Annotated in this window: 17 protein-coding genes; 10 read left to right on the forward strand and 7 right to left on the reverse strand. The window is 65.1% G+C overall.

Annotated features, from left to right (window positions below):
• Positions 1-86 precede the first annotated feature (86 nt).
• Positions 87-1,589 carry a M48 family metalloprotease gene (locus MKZ40_RS00095; protein WP_175089092.1) on the reverse strand — a complete coding sequence of 501 codons (1,503 nt, stop codon included), beginning with the start codon at positions 1,587-1,589 and terminating at the stop codon, positions 87-89.
• 255 nt (positions 1,590-1,844) lie between these two features.
• Between MKZ40_RS00095 and MKZ40_RS00100 the strand changes: the two genes are divergently transcribed.
• Positions 1,845-2,111 carry a sulfurtransferase TusA family protein gene (locus tag MKZ40_RS00100; RefSeq protein WP_175089093.1) on the forward strand — a complete coding sequence of 89 codons (267 nt, stop codon included), beginning with the start codon at positions 1,845-1,847 and terminating at the stop codon, positions 2,109-2,111.
• A complete protein-coding gene (locus tag MKZ40_RS00105; protein ID WP_175089094.1) occupies positions 2,108-3,199 on the forward strand; it encodes an AI-2E family transporter in 1,092 nt (363 codons plus the stop codon). Before MKZ40_RS00100 ends, MKZ40_RS00105 begins: the two co-directional genes overlap by 4 nt.
• A gap of 136 nt (positions 3,200-3,335) precedes the next feature.
• Here MKZ40_RS00105 and MKZ40_RS00110 read toward each other — a convergent pair whose 3' ends face one another.
• The gene (locus tag MKZ40_RS00110; protein ID WP_175089095.1) at positions 3,336-3,812 is read right to left on the reverse strand and encodes a peroxiredoxin; all 477 of its coding nucleotides are present in this window, start codon (positions 3,810-3,812) and stop codon (positions 3,336-3,338) included.
• A gap of 447 nt (positions 3,813-4,259) precedes the next feature.
• Between MKZ40_RS00110 and dapA the strand changes: the two genes are divergently transcribed.
• The 4 genes from dapA (at position 4,260) to purC (ending at position 7,931) form a co-directional block, all read left to right on the forward strand.
• Positions 4,260-5,144, forward strand: a complete 885-nt coding sequence (dapA, locus tag MKZ40_RS00115) for a 4-hydroxy-tetrahydrodipicolinate synthase (RefSeq protein WP_043336386.1) — start codon at positions 4,260-4,262, stop codon at positions 5,142-5,144.
• The gene (locus tag MKZ40_RS00120; protein ID WP_175089096.1) at positions 5,144-6,082 is read left to right on the forward strand and encodes a hypothetical protein; all 939 of its coding nucleotides are present in this window, start codon (positions 5,144-5,146) and stop codon (positions 6,080-6,082) included. Before dapA ends, MKZ40_RS00120 begins: the two co-directional genes overlap by 1 nt.
• Before the next feature lie 155 nt (positions 6,083-6,237).
• Positions 6,238-7,020: an MBL fold metallo-hydrolase gene (locus tag MKZ40_RS00125; protein WP_175089097.1), complete on the forward strand. Its 783-nt coding sequence runs from the start codon at positions 6,238-6,240 to the stop codon at positions 7,018-7,020.
• Positions 7,021-7,214: 194 nt separating this feature from the next.
• The gene (gene purC, locus MKZ40_RS00130) at positions 7,215-7,931 is read left to right on the forward strand and encodes a phosphoribosylaminoimidazolesuccinocarboxamide synthase (RefSeq protein ID WP_175089098.1); all 717 of its coding nucleotides are present in this window, start codon (positions 7,215-7,217) and stop codon (positions 7,929-7,931) included.
• Positions 7,932-8,073: 142 nt separating this feature from the next.
• On the opposite strand, the gene MKZ40_RS00135 is transcribed toward purC, so the two are convergent.
• Positions 8,074-8,652 (reverse strand): NAD(P)H-dependent oxidoreductase, encoded by a 579-nt coding sequence (locus MKZ40_RS00135; protein ID WP_043333775.1) that lies wholly within the window; start codon positions 8,650-8,652, stop codon positions 8,074-8,076.
• 185 nt (positions 8,653-8,837) lie between these two features.
• Positions 8,838-9,578: a tRNA (N6-threonylcarbamoyladenosine(37)-N6)-methyltransferase TrmO gene (gene tsaA, locus MKZ40_RS00140; protein WP_175089290.1), complete on the reverse strand. Its 741-nt coding sequence runs from the start codon at positions 9,576-9,578 to the stop codon at positions 8,838-8,840.
• Positions 9,579-9,937: 359 nt separating this feature from the next.
• Here tsaA and MKZ40_RS00145 point away from each other — a divergent pair, with 359 nt between their 5' ends.
• The 4 genes from MKZ40_RS00145 (at position 9,938) to MKZ40_RS00160 (ending at position 12,488) form a co-directional block, all read left to right on the forward strand.
• Positions 9,938-10,603, forward strand: a complete 666-nt coding sequence (locus MKZ40_RS00145; RefSeq protein ID WP_175089099.1) for a methylthioribulose 1-phosphate dehydratase — start codon at positions 9,938-9,940, stop codon at positions 10,601-10,603.
• Positions 10,600-11,196, forward strand: a complete 597-nt coding sequence (locus MKZ40_RS00150; RefSeq protein ID WP_175089100.1) for a cupin — start codon at positions 10,600-10,602, stop codon at positions 11,194-11,196. Before MKZ40_RS00145 ends, MKZ40_RS00150 begins: the two co-directional genes overlap by 4 nt.
• Entirely contained in the window at positions 11,193-11,873 is a 681-nt protein-coding gene (gene mtnC / locus MKZ40_RS00155) for an acireductone synthase (protein WP_107335985.1), read from the forward strand. The genes MKZ40_RS00150 and mtnC overlap by 4 nt, the downstream gene beginning before the upstream one ends.
• Positions 11,874-11,966: 93 nt before the next feature.
• Positions 11,967-12,488, forward strand: coding sequence for a GNAT family N-acetyltransferase (locus MKZ40_RS00160; protein WP_254627044.1), 522 nt, complete (start codon positions 11,967-11,969; stop codon positions 12,486-12,488).
• A gap of 139 nt (positions 12,489-12,627) precedes the next feature.
• Here MKZ40_RS00160 and MKZ40_RS00165 read toward each other — a convergent pair whose 3' ends face one another.
• The 3 genes from MKZ40_RS00165 to nadC form a co-directional block, all read right to left on the reverse strand.
• Positions 12,628-13,422 carry an SDR family oxidoreductase gene (locus MKZ40_RS00165; RefSeq protein ID WP_175089101.1) on the reverse strand — a complete coding sequence of 265 codons (795 nt, stop codon included), beginning with the start codon at positions 13,420-13,422 and terminating at the stop codon, positions 12,628-12,630.
• Positions 13,423-13,557: 135 nt separating this feature from the next.
• Positions 13,558-14,217 (reverse strand): class I SAM-dependent methyltransferase, encoded by a 660-nt coding sequence (locus tag MKZ40_RS00170; protein WP_175089102.1) that lies wholly within the window; start codon positions 14,215-14,217, stop codon positions 13,558-13,560.
• Positions 14,218-14,327: 110 nt separating this feature from the next.
• A complete protein-coding gene (gene nadC, locus MKZ40_RS00175; protein WP_175089103.1) occupies positions 14,328-15,191 on the reverse strand; it encodes a carboxylating nicotinate-nucleotide diphosphorylase in 864 nt (287 codons plus the stop codon).
• Positions 15,192-15,288 lie beyond the last annotated feature (97 nt).

A 15,288-nucleotide genomic window follows, 5' to 3' on the forward strand; every position in this document is an offset into this window, starting at 1 on the left:
TGCTGCCTGCATGAACCAGGACCGCCGCTCCCGATTCCCCGGGGCGGCGGTTTTTGTTTGTCTGGTGCAGTGAGAGGGAGGGTGCCTCAGAACTCCTCGATGGCATTGCGATAGCGCTTGAAGTCCTCCCGGCGTGAACTGATACGGTTGGCCATGCTGAAGTCGCCGTTCTTGCGCGCGGCCTCGTCGGCCAGCTTGAGCTGAGCGAAGGCCTTGTCCATGCGGCCCTCCAGCTGGTCGAATTCGGCGCGATACAGGAAGGCCTCGGCGGTGTGGCCGCTGCGTCCACTGGCCTCGGAGGCCAGACTCCAGACCTTGGGGTCATCGGGATGATCGCGGCGCATGTCCTCCAGCTGCTGGCGCGCAGCGGCGGGGTCCTGTTGCAGCGCGACTTCCGCCATGGCCAGGCGGGTCGGCAAGTAGTCGGGTTGCAGGCGCAGCAGGCGTCTGGCGCGGCGGGTCGCTTCCTCGTAGCGCCGGGCATCCCGTGCGACCTCGACCGCACTGGCGCTGATCAGGGTCAGGTCAGGATGCTTGTCATGCAGGCGGTCCAGTGCGGCCAGTGCCTTGTCGACCTGGTTGTGCTCCGCCGCGGCCAGCGCCTGATAGTAGGCAATCGCGTCGGGGTCGGGGTTGTCTTCGCGCAGTGTCGTCAGTCCCTGCTCAGGCTGGCGCAGATTTAGCGCCAGCAGGGCGCGGGCACGGATCATCGCGTAGGCGAGCTGCGCAAGCGGGTCGGGTGTCACCTTCTGCATGGCGTCGGCACGGGCCTGGGTGTCGCCGATACGCGCCTCCGTCACCGGGTGCGTGAGCAGAAATTCCGGCGCATTGCCGCCCTGCAGGCTGGCCATGCGTTGCATGGCGCGGAACATGCGCGGCATGGCCTCGGGGTCGAAGCCGGCGCGTGCCAGCGCATCGACGCCGACGCGGTCGGCCTCCTGCTCGAAGCGCCGTGAATAGGCCAGCTGATCGGAAATGGCAGCGGCCTGGGTGCCGGCCATGGTCGCGATGCCCGCTGAACCGCCTCCGCCCGCCGCGATCACCATGCCGGCGAGGAAGCCGGCCAGTGTCGGCAGGCGTGTCTCGGCCTGGCGCTCCATGTTGCGCGCGAAGTGATGCTGGGATAGGTGGCCCAGCTCGTGGGCGAGCACCGAGGCAAAGGCATCGCGGTCCGGCGCGAAGGTGAACAGCCCCGTATTGACGCCGACCACGCCGCCGGGCACGGCGAAGGCATTCAGCTGGCTGCTGGCGACCAGCGTGATGATGAAATTGCGGTCATCCAGCTCGCTCCACGGCGCCAGTTGACGCACGATGCTACCGATCCAGTCCAGAGTGATGGGATCATCCCATTCACGCACATGGGCACGGAACTGACGTAGCCAGGCGCGACCGATACGATATTCATCGTTGCTGGAGATGCCGCCACTCGCACTCCCCAGGTCAGGCAGTCCATAGTCGTTGTGGGATGCGGCCGGCGCACTGGCGACCGGCGCGCCCATCAGCAACAGGCCGAGCAGGGCGCTCGACAGGGTGGCAAGCCCGCGGCGACCGATGCGGACACGTCCGCTCAAGGGGGGCAGCAACGACATGCAGGCAATCCTCTTCGATATGGCGCAAGGTGCGGGCGGCTCGCAGGATTGCCGGGCGCCGCACTGGCATTGACGGCCCTGCGTGAGTCCGGGCAAGACGCAGCCGCGCAGGGCGGAAAGTTGCTTTGTCAGGCAAGGTGCCCTTAAATCGGGGCGTTTTCAAGCTGCACCCTCCATGGTGTGCGGCAGAACATCATAACGAGAACGGAAGGGCAGATGGCATTCGAACGACCTGGCGCTGAGACTGCGAATCCGATGGCTGACTCCACGGCCGATACCCACCTGCAGACGCTGGATGCGCGCGGCCTGCACTGTCCGTTGCCGCTGCTGCGCACCAAGCTCAAATTGGCTGGCATGAGTGCCGGCGAGCAACTCGAGGTCCTCGCCAGCGACGCCGGCGCCTGGGGCGACATCCCTGCCTATCTGGCGCTGAGCGATCACGCGCTGGTCTCGCGTGAAGAAACGTCAGAGGGCGATTACCGCTTCGTGATCAAGGCGCTGTGCGAGGAAGATCCGTCATGACCATGAAGACGTTGTTGCGTGGCTGGATCGAGCGCTATTTCTCCGACGAAGAAGCGGTGGTGCTGTTTCTGGTGCTGGTGCTGGTGTTCGCCGCCGTCATCTGGCTGGGCAGCATGCTGGCGCCATTCTTCACCGCCCTGATCGTCGCCTTCCTGCTGCAGAGCGGCGTGAGCTGGATGGAGCGCCGTGGCCTGCCACGTCTGGCGGCGGTCAGTCTGATGACGCTGGTGTTCATGGGCATCATGCTGGCCAGTGCGCTGATCCTGCTGCCGCTGGTCTGGCATCAGCTGGCCAATCTGATCCAGGAGATTCCCGGCATGTTCGCCTCCGGGCAGCGCTGGCTGGGCGAGCTGCAGGAGCGCTTCCCCGGCCTGATCACCCCGGAGCAGGTCCAGCAGTGGGTCGGCGCCGCCGGGCGAGAGCTGACCCAGTTCGGGCAGCGCGCGGTATCGCTGTCGCTGGCGTCACTGGGCAACCTGATGGGCGTGGTGATCTACCTGGTGCTGGTGCCGATCCTGGTGTTCTTCATGCTCAAGGACCGAGAGCGGCTGGTGGACTTCACGCTGGCGCTGCTGCCACGCAAGCGCCTGCTGATGAGCCGGGTCTGGAACGAGATGGATGACCAGATCGCCAACTTCGTGCGTGGCAAGGTGATCGAGATCGTCATCGTCGGTGGCGTCAGCTACGTCACCTTCGTCGCCTTCGGGCTGCCGTATTCGGCGCTGCTGGCGATCGTGGTCGGCTTCTCGGTGCTGATTCCCTACATCGGCGCGGCAGGGGCGACCTTGCCGGTCGCCGCCGTCGCCGGTTTCCATTACGGGCTGGGCGATACCTTCATGTACGTGATGATCGCCTACGGCATCATCCAGGCGCTGGATGGCAACGTGCTGGTGCCGCTGCTGTTCTCGGAGGCGGTCAATCTGCATCCGGTGGCGATCATCCTCGCGGTGCTGTTCTTCGGTGGCATCTGGGGCTTCTGGGGGGTGTTCTTCGCCATCCCGCTGGCGACCCTGATGAAGTCGCTGCTCTACGCCTGGCCGCGCCGGGCGCGCGTCGAGGAGAATCGGGTCGCGGACAAGAGCGCCTGATCGAAAAAAGCCCCGCCAATCGGCGGGGCTTTTTTCATGGCTGAGGCGGCTGGCGCACAGGCGCTCTCCGCTCAGCTGTTTCTCCACGAGCTGCTGTCACGCGGGCTGCTGCCACTCGAGCTGCTGCCACTCGACACTAGCGGTCAGCGTTGAGCTCGCGAGCGGCTTCCAGCACTTCCTCGACATGGCCCTTGACCTTCACGCCACGCCATTCGCGCGCCAGATTGCCGTCGGCGTCGATCAGGAAGGTGGAGCGCACCACGCCGAGACTTTCCTTGCCCATGAATTTCTTCATGTGAATGACGTCAAAGATCTTGCACAGGGTCTCGTCCGGGTCGCTGATCAGCTCGAACGGGTAGCCCTGTTTCGCGCGGAAGTTCTCGTGGGTGCGCAGGCTGTCGCGGGAAACGCCGAGAATCACGGTGTTGGCCGCTTCGAATGCCTCGAGGTTGTCGCGGAAGTCACCGCCTTCGGTGGTACAGCCCGGCGTGTGGTCCTTCGGGTAGAAATAGATGACGGCTTGCTTGCCCTTGAGGCTGGCCGGAGTGACTTCGGTGTCACTGGTGGCCTGGGCGGTAAAGTCGGGAATTGGCTGACCGAGGCTGACGCTCATCGTGCTCTCCTGGCGATGACTGACGGCCATGTGGCGGCTGACAGTGCTGAATGATGAAAAAAACCGGCAGTGATGGGCATCGCGCTTGCCCGCTTCTGCGGTGTGTCCTGCATTACACGCAGGGCGTCCTGACTTGTCAAAGACGGGGCAGAACTCTTGTGTTTCACCGTCTTGGCGACCGGTGCCATCGCGCCCATCCACCGTGCATCCGCCCCTTGAACAGGCGAGGGAATCCACCGCTTTGCACAACCGGTGCAGATGGCGTCTGTACAGGCTTCGATGGTCTTTGTAACATCATCACCCTTGACGCGACTCGCGTGTCGGCGTGCCCACGCAATCAGAGTCCTGCGTCAACCAAATCTATGTCAGATGTCTGTCCCGGGATCCGTTGTTTCAACAGCGCAGGGGCACGCCTGGCGCATCAGGCACCAGAGGAGAATTCGAGGGATGATCACAGGTAGCATTGTCGCACTGGCGACCCCGATGAAGGCCACCGGCGAGATCGACTGGGACGCCCTGCGCCAGCTGGTCGCCTTCCACCTCGAAAATGGCACCGATGCCATCGTCGCCGCCGGCACTACCGGCGAGCCGACCACCATGTCCTTCGCGGAGCACTTCGATGTCATCCGCTGTGTGGTCGAGACGGTCGCCGGCAAGATTCCGGTCATCGCCGGCACGGGCGCCAACGCCACCTCCGAAGCGGTCGAGCTGGCTCGCTACGCCAAGGAAGTCGGTGCGGATTACTGCCTCTCCGTGGCGCCGTACTACAACAAGCCGACCCAGGAAGGGCTCTACCAGCACTTCAAGGCCGTCGCCGAGCAGGCCGGTATTCCGGTCATTCTCTACAACGTGCCGGGTCGTACCTGCTCTGATATCTACAACGAGACGGTCTTCCGCCTCGCCGAGCTCGACAACATCGTCGGCTTGAAGGATGCCACCGGCAACCTGGAGCGTGGTCAGGAACTGATCGACCGCCTCAAGGGCACTGACTTCGCGCTCTACTCCGGCGATGACCCCACGGCCTGCGACTTCATCCTGATGGGCGGCCACGGCGATATCTCCGTGACGGCCAACGTCGCGCCGCGCCTGATGCACGAGATGTGTGAAGCCGCCGTGGCCGGCGATGCCGAGCGTGCCCACCAGATCAACACGCGCCTGATGCCGCTGCACTCCGCGATGGGCGTCGAGTCCAACCCGATTCCGGTCAAGTTCGCCATGCATCGCATGGGCCTGTCGCCGGAATCCGGCGTGCGTCTGCCGCTGACCTGGCTGTCCGAGCAGTATCACTCCACGGTCGAGGAAGCACTGCAACTGGCCGAGGTGCTCAACTGATGAGTCAGCGTTTCGTGCCACTGGCCCTGCTGACGGCGCTCGCGGTCGCAGGCTGTTCCAGTGATGGCTACTACTACGATCGCAACAGCGAGTATGCCGATGCCAGCATCGCACCGCCGCTGGAGCTGCCGGACACGATCAATCGTGGTGATTACCAGGATTCCATGCCGGTACCTCAGGCCAGCAGTGACTTCCTGGCCAGCGACGACTTCGAGGCACCGCGTCCCCAGCCGCTGGCGACCAGCGAGCAGGGCGGGCGAGAGTTCGTCGCCATGCGTCAGAGCGGCGATGCCCGCTGGCTGGCCGTGAACGCCGCGCCGGCAGCGGTGTGGACACGCCTGCAGTCCTTCGTGCGCGACCAGGGCCTCGATGTGCAGAGCATCGATGCCGGCAAGGGCGAGATCACCACGGCCCAGGGCATCATCAGCGTCAGCCAGGGGCTGCGTGCCGATGCCTCCGAAGTGCGTTGTCAGCAGGGCGGCGATGTCGCCGGCAGCTGCCTGAACGCGCTGAGCGGCTATCTGGCCGCGTCTTCCGCCGATAGCGGTGTCTCGCTGGCAGCCCAGTCGCTCAGTCGTGATGACCGCGTGCGCCTGGAAGGCCGCGATGGCACCTGGCAGGTCGATCTGGCGCTGGACATCGAGCGCAGCTGGGCCGAGCTGCTCTATCAGCTGCAGAAGAACTTCAACACCGACTACCAGACGCTGACCGATCAGGACCGCTCGCGTGGCGAGTTCATGGTCGATTACATCCCGCGTGAAGAGCGTGATGGCGGCTGGTTGGGTATCGGGGGCGATGGTGATCCGGTGCCGATGATACTCAAGCTGCGCGCCGAGAATGACCACACCCTGGTCACGGCGACCCGTGCCGATGGTGAAGAGACCACGCCGGCACTGGCGCGTGAGCTGCTCGACGCCGTGGCGTCGACACTGCGCTGAGCATGTGGCTCGATACGCCTTGCGCCGCCTCATCTGACGACTCGTCGGGTGAGGCGGCTGCGTCGTTTCAGATCTCCCTCCCGGTAGCAGGCACTGGGGCGCTGGCGGATGGCCTGACGGCCGCCCGTGGGCCGAGTGACGATGCTCAAGGCGTGATGGCGATGGCTTCGCTGGGCAGCGGCAGCAAGGGCAACGGCACGTTGATCCGCACCCGCGAGGCATTGGTGCTGGTCGATTGCGGCTTCACCCTCAAGGAGACCGAGGCCCGTCTGGCGCGCCTTGGCGTGCATCCCTCGCAGCTGGACGCCGTGCTGGTCACCCATGAACATGGTGATCATCTGAGCGGCGTGGGGCCGTTGGCGCGTCGCCACGCTGTGCCGGTGCATCTGACCACTGGCACCTGGCTTGCCGGGCGCGCGAAGAAGCTGGGCACGTTGCCGAGTCGCCATCTGATCACGCCGCAGCAGGAATTCGCGATCAAGGATCTCGAGATTCTGCCGGTCACGGTGCCCCACGATGCGCGCGAGCCGGTGCAGTTCGTGTTCAATCGGCGCGGTGAGACGGCCGCGCGTCGCCTCGGCGTGCTGACCGATCTCGGCCATGTCAGTGAGCATGTGCTGCAGTGCTTTGCCGATTGCGATGCGCTGGTGATGGAGTTCAACCACGATCCGCAGATGCTGGCCAGCGGGCCGTATCCGCCCAGCCTCAAGCGGCGGGTCGGAGGTCGGCTCGGCCATCTGGCCAATGCCCAGGCGTGCGCCGCCTTGCCCTATCTGGGGCTGTCGCGCCTGCAGCGGCTGGTGGCCTCGCACCTGTCGGAGAGCAACAATCATCCGTCATTGGCCCGGGAAGCACTGGCCCCCTGGCTTGCGGATGACGATAGTCGCCTGATCATCGCCGCGCAGGACAGCGGCTTTGGCTGGCAGGCCATCGCCTGATTTTCATGACGCCCGGTCGCTTCGCGATCGGGCGTTCGTGATTCTGGATGAGCTGACCAGATGGACAGCTCTCGAATCACGTCATACACCAACGCCACAGTCCCTCTCGACTGGGCATGACAGACTCAAGCGTGATCGATTCATCGTCGACCGCCTCAACACTCGACGCGTCTAGCGTCATCAGGGGGAATCTCATGGAAAAGCGTGAAGAGCTCTACGCTGGCAAGGCCAAATCTGTCTTCGTCACTGACGACCCGGATCTTCTGCTGCTGGAATTCCGCGACGATACCAGCGCCTTCGACGGCAAGCGTATCGAGCAGCTCGACCGCAAGGGCATGGTCAACAACAAGTTCAATGCCTTCATCATGGAGAAACTCAAGGCGGCCGGTATCCCGACCCACTTCGAGCGTCTGGTCAGCGACAACGAGTGCCTGGTCAAGCGTCTCGACATGATGGCGGTGGAGTGCGTGGTGCGTAACATCTCCGCCGGTTCACTGGTGCGTCGTCTGGGTGTCGAGGAAGGCCTCGAGCTCAATCCTCCGACCTTCGAGCTGTTCCTCAAGAACGACGAGAAGGGCGACCCGATGATCAACGAGTCGCTGGTCGAGACCTTCGGCTGGGCAGAGCCCAAGCACCTGGCGCGCGCCAAGGAACTGACCTTCCAGGTCAACGACATCCTCAAGCAGCTGTTCCTCGACGGCGGCATCCTGCTGGTCGACTACAAGCTCGAGTTCGGCGTCTTCAAGGGTGAGGTCGTGCTGGGCGACGAATTCTCGCCGGACGGCTGTCGTCTGTGGGATGCCGAGACGCGCGAGAAGCTCGACAAGGACCGCTTCCGTCAGGGCCTGGGCGGCGTGATCGAAGCCTACGAGGAAGTCGGTCGCCGTATCGGTATCGATTTCTCGGCCTGAGCCTGAGCTTGGGTGACAGACAGGGGCCCTGAGGTTCCGACGTCACGCAGACAGCGCATCAAGGAACGGCCCCCTGCCATCGGCAGGGGGCCGTTCCTGTTGTTCGGGCGTCAATCAGGAAGGCGCCATGAACGGGGGCCGCTTACGACGCGCGCAGGCTGGCCAGATCGATCACCTGGCGTGCGACAGCCGCGAGGGCGTGGTCCTGGCCTTCGTCATCCAGGCTGCCATCCTCGTGGAAGGCGCTGGCGGCACGCGAGACCGCGATCTGCTGGGGCGCGACCAGCATGCCGAGATTGTTCAGGTACAGGCGCACGAAGGGCAGTGCGCGCATGCCGCCCATGGCGCCGGGTGAGGCCGAGACGATGCCGACCGGCATGCCGCGCAGGGCATCCATGCCGCTCTGGCCATCCGCCGCCGGGCGTGACAACCAGTCGAAGGTGTTCTTGAGCAGCGGGCTGAAGAAGCCGTTGTATTCCGGTGTCGCCAGCAACAGCCCCTGATGGCTGGCCAGCATCTCCTGCAGGCGGTCGGCGCTGGCGGGACGGCCATTGGCCTCTTCGCTGTCGCCATCGTAGAGCGGCATCGGGAAGTCGTTGAGATCGAGCAGGCTGACCTCGGCACCTTCCTGCCGGGCGTGGTGCGCCAGGCGCTCGATCAGGCGTCGATTGACGGAGGCCTTGCGGGTACTGGCGGCAAAGGCAAGCAGACGGATACTCATTCGGCGGACTCCCGGTGAAACGAGTGGAGATGAAGGAACGCACGCCCAGTATGGTCGGGTCTCGTGACGGTTCGCCAATCCAATCTGGCATTGTCTTGATCTGGCGCGGGCAATCCTGCGATCCGCACCATGCAAGGCGTTGCCCCCCAGGACAAGGCGCTGCTCTAGTCCGCGCAGGGGGTTGATCAGACGGCCACGATGGCCGCGACCTCCATCGTCAAGGAGCCATCGGGTTGTGTGCGGGCCGTGAAGCGCACATCCACGTCCACCAGCCTCACGCCATACTGGCGCTTGCCATCGGCGGGCCTGGCGGCGTGATAGGCGGGGCGCGGGTCCTGGGCGAGCACTTCCTCGATCAGCGCGCGCAGCGTGGCGCTGTCGGCCCGCGTTGCCAGTGTCTGCTCGGCCTGGGCGCTGAGGACGACGGCGTGGCGCGGCGGTGGCGCAGGCGCGTAGCCGGCGCGCGCCTCGGGCACCGCATCGACCCACGGCAGATACGGCTTGATGTCCATCACCGGCGTGCCATCGAGCAGGTCGTGACCGCGCAGCAGCAGGCGCACGCCGTTGCGCTTGCCCGACTGCCCGCCATCCGGTGTGGTATTGGCCACCGTCTCGACATCTGCCAGTTCGACCACCGATTGTCCCAGTCGGTTGGGGCGATGGGTGCTGCGTGAGGCGAAGACGCCAGTGCGTGCGTTGCCCCCCAGGCGCGGCGGGCGGATCAAGGGCGTCCAGCGTGTGGGGCTGGCGTGGAACAGGAAATGGATCCACAGATGGCTGAAACCCTCGATGTCGCGCACGCAGTCCGGGTCATCGAAGGGTGGCAGCAGGTGCAGGATGGCGGTGGCGTGGCGCGCCAGTCCCGGCTGGCGGGGAATGCCGAACTTGTCCGGGTAGCAGCTTTCGATGATGCCCACCGGCTGCATGGCCTGTTGACCCAGTGCCGTGGCCTGCTCACGCAGATGAGGGGGCAGCAGCGGCAGGCGTCTGGCCAGTGCGGTGTCGCTCATCGGGCGCTCGGCCGTGTCGGCGGTCGGTTGGGGGCTGGCGGGCTGATCGGAAGAGGACATGGCAAGACCGTGGCAGAGGCTGAAGTGATGATGGCGCAGAATGTCGTGTGACATTCCAGGCCGCCATGATGCCATGCCCGTCGTCGCACGGCATGACTGGTCTCACTGGGTCGGCTTGTGTAGTCTGCCGCGAGAGCAGCGCCGCATGGCGCTGAATCGTGATGCTGGCGACGGGGCGTGAAGGCTCCGCGCGACTCTTGAGGGCAACTTTGATCATGTCAGACCCTATCGCCATTGCCGCTGCCGACGGCCTGCCGTCGACACTGGACCTCGACCGCCTTGCACTGGCGAGCCAACAGTTGATCGAGGCCGGTCAGGCGCTGGACGCTGCCGGGCAGGTACCGGCCACCGGTGGCAACTTCTCCTGTCGTCTCAGTGATCGTCTGATGGCGGTCACCGCCTCGGGCTGCCATAAGGGCCGCCTGACCAGTGGCGACATTCTGGTCAGCGATTTTGCCGTCAGGCTGCAGGGCACTTCCCGCAAGGCCTCTGACGAGGCGCGCCTGCATGGCCAGCTCTATGAAGACCTGCCCCACGCGCAGGCGATTCTGCATACCCACTCCAGGGCCGCCACCGTGCTGTCGCTGTGCCATGAGGGCGACACCCTGAGCCTGGAGGGTTTCGAACTCAACAAGGCGCTGGAAGGCGTCAAGAGTCATGAGACGGCGGTACGTCTGGCCGTCTTCGACAATACTCAGGATATCGAGGCGCTGGCGCTGGATGTGCGCGCCCGGCTGGCCGCCGATGCCGGTCTGCACGGCTACCTGATCCGCGGCCATGGCCTTTACACCTGGGCCAGCAGCATGACGGCCTGTCGCCGCCATGTCGAAGCGCTCGATTTCCTGATGGGGTGTGAACTGGAACTGAGGAGACAGCGATGAGCTTTCTGGCCATCTACGCCGAGCAGGACGCCTCGCGTCCGCAGTTGATCACCAATGATGGCGCGCAGATCGCCAGCGAACTCGAGGCCGAAGGCATTCGCTTCGAGCGCTGGACGGCGGGCTGCGAGATGAGTGATCCCACCGACCAGACCCAGGTGCTGGCGGCCTACGCCGACGATGTCGCGCGTCTCAAGTCCGAGAACGGTTTCGTCACCGCCGACGTGATCGGCCTGACGCCGGATCACCCTGACCGCGACGCCCTGCGCGGCAAGTTCCTCGATGAGCACCGCCACGCGGAGCATGAGGTGCGCTTCTTCGTGCGCGGCAGCGGCATCTTCTACTTGCATCTGGGCGAGCGCGTGCTGGCGGTCGGTTGCGAGAAGGATGACCTGATCGCTGTACCGGCCGGTACGCCGCACTGGTTTGACATGGGGCCGACGCCGGACTTCACCGCCATCCGCCTGTTCACCAATCCGGAAGGCTGGATCGCCAACTTCACCAACAATGACATCGCCGCCCGCTTCCCGCGTCATGAAGCGCTGGCCGAGCACTTTACCCAGACCGCAGCCCCGCATTCCCAGGAGTCCGCATGATTCGCGCCATCGTCACCGACATCGAGGGCACGACCGGCTCGATTCGCTTCGTGCATCAGGTGCTGTTCCCCTATGCGCGCGCCAATCTGGGCGATTTCGTGCGTGCCAACGCCGAGCGTGAGGACGTCGCCGAGCAGCTGGCCGCCACCCGCGAGCTGGCCGAGGCACCGAAGGCCGATCTCGAGGCCGTGATCGCCATCCTGGAAGGCTGGATCGATGCCGACCGCAAGGCCACGCCGCTCAAGGCGCTGCAGGGCATGGTCTGGGCACAGGGCTACGCGGACGGTGACTTCACCGGCCATGTCTATCCCGATGCCGTGAAGGGATTGCGTGACTGGAAGGAACGTGGCCTGTCCTTGTATGTCTACTCTTCAGGTTCCATCCAGGCCCAGAAGCTGCTGTTCGGGCATTCCGATGTCGGCGATCTGACTCCGCTGTTTGCCGGCTACTTCGACACCACCACGGGCCCCAAGCAGGAAGCCGAGAGCTATCGCCGCATCGCCGGTCAGCTGGGGATCCCGGGCGCGGAGATCCTGTTCCTGTCGGATGTCGTCGCCGAGCTGGACGCCGCCGCTGCCGCCGGCTTCCATACCTGGCAGCTGGTGCGAGAACCGGACATGGTCACGGGAGATCACCCCCGGGCCAGCCGCTTCGATGAGGTGTCCTTCAGCGGCTGAACAGGACGCTTCAGTGACAGGTGTCAGCCGTGAGCCTGTCAGGTTTTTCATGAATACAGCGTCCTCGTTCGAGGACACAAGGAGGACGAACGATTGCACAGCCAGACCGATAGCCGTGAAGTGGCCAGGGAGCGTGTTCATATCGTGGCGGCGCAGCCGCAGCATGCCGCGGATCAGGCCGAGGTGTTCTACCAGGCCGTCATGCAGGGGGCTGCCGGACACTATGATCTTGAGCAGCGGCAGCAGTGGGCCGCGCGTGTCCCGCGCGACGCCGAACGCTGGGCCGCGCGTCAGCATCGCTTCGAGGTGCTGGTCGCGGAGCGTGATGGCCGCTGTATCGGCTTCTGCGAGTACGCCCCCGAATGGCCGCTGGCGCGAATCGAGATGCTTTACGTCTATCCGAGTCTGATGGGGCAGGGCATCGGCAGCCAGTTGCTGGCGGCGGCCGAGCGCGACCTGCGCGAGCGCAAGGTGCGCGTGATGAGCCTGGAGGCCAGTCTGACACTGTCGCCGGGCCTGGCCCGCCGTGGCTGGCACAGCCTGGGGCTTGAGCACGTCAAGCTCAACGATGTCTGCCTCAAGCGCGAGCGCTTCGAGAAACGCCTCGACGAGTGACGCGTGCGTCATGGTGATATCGGAAATGAAGACGCCCCCGCCGGTCATCCGGCGGGGGCGTCTTGTGTCTGGCATGGTGTCGCGTCTGACATGGTGTCGCGTCTGGCATGGTGTCAGTCATGCCGCGTGATCAGATCGATCACGCCATGGTGTCGACGATACCGCCTTCCACACGCAGGGCAGCGCCGGTGGTGGCGCTGGCCTGCTCGGAGGCAGCGTAGACGCTCATGTTGGCGACTTCCTCGGGGCTTGCCAGGCGCTGCAGGATGGAGGTCGGGCGGGCCTGCTTGACGAAGTCGGCCTCGACTTCCTCAAGCGTCCTGCCTTGCTCCTCGGCATTCTTCTTGAGCATCTCGAGTACGCCTTCGGAGCGGGTCGGCCCCGGCAGGATGGCATTGACGGTCACCTGGGTGCCGGACAGCACCTTGGCGAGCCCGCGCGAGACGGACTGCACCGCCGACTTGGTCATGCCGTAGTGGACCATCTCGCCGGGAATGTTGAGCGCCGATTCGCTGGACAAGAACTGGATGCGGCCCCAGTCACGCTCCTTCATGCCGCGCGCATAGTGGCGGGACAGGCGCACTGCTGACATCACGTTGATCTGGAAGAACTGCTCCCAGGTGTCGTCGTCGGTGTCGAAGAAATCCTGCGGGGCGAAGATGCCGACATTGTTGATCAGGATATCGGTGTCCGGCACGGCGCGGATCAGCGTGTCACAGCCTTCGCGTGTGCCCAGGTCGGCGGCCACGCCTTGTACCTCGCTGCCCGGCGCCTTGTCTCTGAGGCTGGCGACGGCCTCATCGACGCGCGCCTGGGTGCGGCCGGTCAAGGTGACGCTGGCGCCTGCACGGGCAAGCCCTGTGGCGATGGCAAAGCCGATACCGGCAGTGGAACCACTGATGATGGCGCTGCGGCCGTGTAGATCAATCTGCATGCAAACCTCCTTGCAGGGAGCGACGGCGAGGAGAGCCCAGGCCGATGCCATGAGCCTTGTCGCTTTCGTCATCCGGGTGTGCTCATTGCGTGGCGATGCCGGACGCGCAATGCAAGGGGGGAGTGGCGGTGCAGATCAGATCTTGCGCAGGTGCATGTGGCGCAACGCCCCGCCGGGGCCGAGGTCGCGGTCCTCGAGTCGTTGCACCGCATGGCCCTCCAGCAGGTTGTCCAGCGGCACATTGAGATTGGTCGCCACCAGCCGGGCCAGTGGATTGAGCAGGCGCCGCAGCCGCCCGGCCGGGCGATTGCCGCGCAGGCCCTTGTCGAGCAGTGACAGCTCGCCATCACTGGCCAGCACGCGCAGCGCTTCATCGAAGGCGCGCTGGGGTCGGGGCACCACGGCGATGATCAGGTGGGCGATGACGACATCGAAATAGCCATCGGGGAAGTCGAGCGCCATGGCGTCGCCTGGCTTGACGTTGGCATCGAAGCCCAGCGTCTCGGCGCGCTCGCGACAGCGGCGCAGCATGGCGGGGGAGGCGTCGATCACCTCGAGTTCGATGTCGCGGGACAGGAAGGGCAGGTCGAGCCCGGTGCCGCCGCCGAGCAGCAGCACGCGGGAGCCCGCCTGGATATCGAGAGTCGCGATGGCCTCGCGCCGCGCGGAGCGCAGGATGCGGGCGGCCACACGGTCGTAGATCGGCGCGTAGAGATTCCAGCGGCGCGTCTGCCAGCATCCGCCTGATGCCCTGGGGGCTTCAGGCGGATGCTGATGAGGAGATGGCGGGGACATGGGACGCCTCCCTGGCGGCATGGCAATGCGTCGTGACAGATGGATCGCCGTCAGCGGCGACTTCTGCAGGACAGGAGCTGGCCAGCAGGAAGGCATTCACCTGTCGTTGGCTAGCGGGTCTCGACAGTGTAGATGCGCATCGACAGGTCGATTGAGGTCACATCCTTGGTCAGCGCGCCGATCGAGATGCAATCCACGCCCGTGGCGGCGATACCCGGCAGGGTCGCTTCGCTGACGTTGCCGGAGGCTTCCAGCACGGCCGGCTTGGCATGCGCCTTGTTGCGCGCCACGGCCTCGATGAGCTGATCGTTGTCGAAGTTGTCGAGCATGATGACGTCGGCTCCGGCATCCAGCGCCTGGGCCAGTTCCTCGAAATTCTCGACTTCCACTTCACAGGTGACGTCGGAAGCGATGTCGCGCGCCTCACGTACCGCCGCCGCGATGCTGCCACAGGCAGCGATATGGTTTTCCTTGATCAGGAAGGCGTCATAGAGGCCGATGCGATGATTGTGGCCGCCGCCGCAGCTGACGGCGTACTTCTGGGCGACCCGCATGCCCGGCAGGGTCTTGCGGGTATCGAGCAGGCGCACGCCACTGCCCTCGACCAGCGAGGCATAGTGGTTGGCGCGGGTCGCGGTGCCGGAGAGTGTCTGCAGCAGGTTGAGCGCCGCACGCTCGCCGGTCAGCAGCGAGCGTGCCGGGCCTTCCAGCTCCAGGAAGGGCGCGTCGGCCTCGAGGCGATCGCCGTCGCTGGCCAGCCACTTGAGGCTGACGCGCGGATCGAGGCGACGAAACAGCTCATCGACCCAGGGCACACCGCACAGGATGGCCGGTTCACGGCTGATCACACGCGCCTTGGCCCATTGGCGCTCCGGAATCAATTCGGCGGTGATATCGCCACCGCCGACATCCTCGGCGAGCAGGCGGGCGGCGCTGGTACGGATATCCTCGGCGAGGGCGTCGTGGAAGTTCATGCGCGTCTGATCCTTGTACGAAGAGTGCTGCCGGAGCCGGGGTCTGTCCGTGTGCCAGGACAGTGGCACAGACCCGTGGCTGCCGAGCATGCCATAA

This window comes from Cobetia sp. BMC6 (genome assembly GCF_029991385.1).
Lineage (GTDB): Bacteria > Pseudomonadota > Gammaproteobacteria > Pseudomonadales > Halomonadaceae > Cobetia.

Bases quoted from the DNA above. Each gene is read 5' to 3' on its own strand.
- MKZ40_RS00125 (WP_175089097.1), top strand. From the start codon at position 6,238: ATGGCGATGGCTTCGCTGGGCAGCGGCAGCAAGGGCAACGGCACGTTG.
- MKZ40_RS00095 (WP_175089092.1), bottom strand. From the start codon at position 1,589: ATGTCGTTGCTGCCCCCCTTGAGCGGACGTGTCCGCATCGGTCGCCGC.
- MKZ40_RS00150 (WP_175089100.1), top strand. From the start codon at position 10,600: ATGAGCTTTCTGGCCATCTACGCCGAGCAGGACGCCTCGCGTCCGCAG.
- mtnC (WP_107335985.1), top strand. From the start codon at position 11,193: ATGATTCGCGCCATCGTCACCGACATCGAGGGCACGACCGGCTCGATT.
- MKZ40_RS00105 (WP_175089094.1), top strand. From the start codon at position 2,108: ATGACCATGAAGACGTTGTTGCGTGGCTGGATCGAGCGCTATTTCTCC.
- MKZ40_RS00120 (WP_175089096.1), top strand. From the start codon at position 5,144: ATGAGTCAGCGTTTCGTGCCACTGGCCCTGCTGACGGCGCTCGCGGTC.
- purC (WP_175089098.1), top strand. From the start codon at position 7,215: ATGGAAAAGCGTGAAGAGCTCTACGCTGGCAAGGCCAAATCTGTCTTC.
- tsaA (WP_175089290.1), bottom strand. From the start codon at position 9,578: ATGCAGCCGGTGGGCATCATCGAAAGCTGCTACCCGGACAAGTTCGGC.
- MKZ40_RS00135 (WP_043333775.1), bottom strand. From the start codon at position 8,652: ATGAGTATCCGTCTGCTTGCCTTTGCCGCCAGTACCCGCAAGGCCTCC.
- MKZ40_RS00100 (WP_175089093.1), top strand. From the start codon at position 1,845: ATGGCTGACTCCACGGCCGATACCCACCTGCAGACGCTGGATGCGCGC.
- MKZ40_RS00165 (WP_175089101.1), bottom strand. From the start codon at position 13,422: ATGCAGATTGATCTACACGGCCGCAGCGCCATCATCAGTGGTTCCACT.
- MKZ40_RS00110 (WP_175089095.1), bottom strand. From the start codon at position 3,812: ATGAGCGTCAGCCTCGGTCAGCCAATTCCCGACTTTACCGCCCAGGCC.
- MKZ40_RS00170 (WP_175089102.1), bottom strand. From the start codon at position 14,217: ATGTCCCCGCCATCTCCTCATCAGCATCCGCCTGAAGCCCCCAGGGCA.
- dapA (WP_043336386.1), top strand. From the start codon at position 4,260: ATGATCACAGGTAGCATTGTCGCACTGGCGACCCCGATGAAGGCCACC.
- MKZ40_RS00145 (WP_175089099.1), top strand. From the start codon at position 9,938: ATGTCAGACCCTATCGCCATTGCCGCTGCCGACGGCCTGCCGTCGACA.
- nadC (WP_175089103.1), bottom strand. From the start codon at position 15,191: ATGAACTTCCACGACGCCCTCGCCGAGGATATCCGTACCAGCGCCGCC.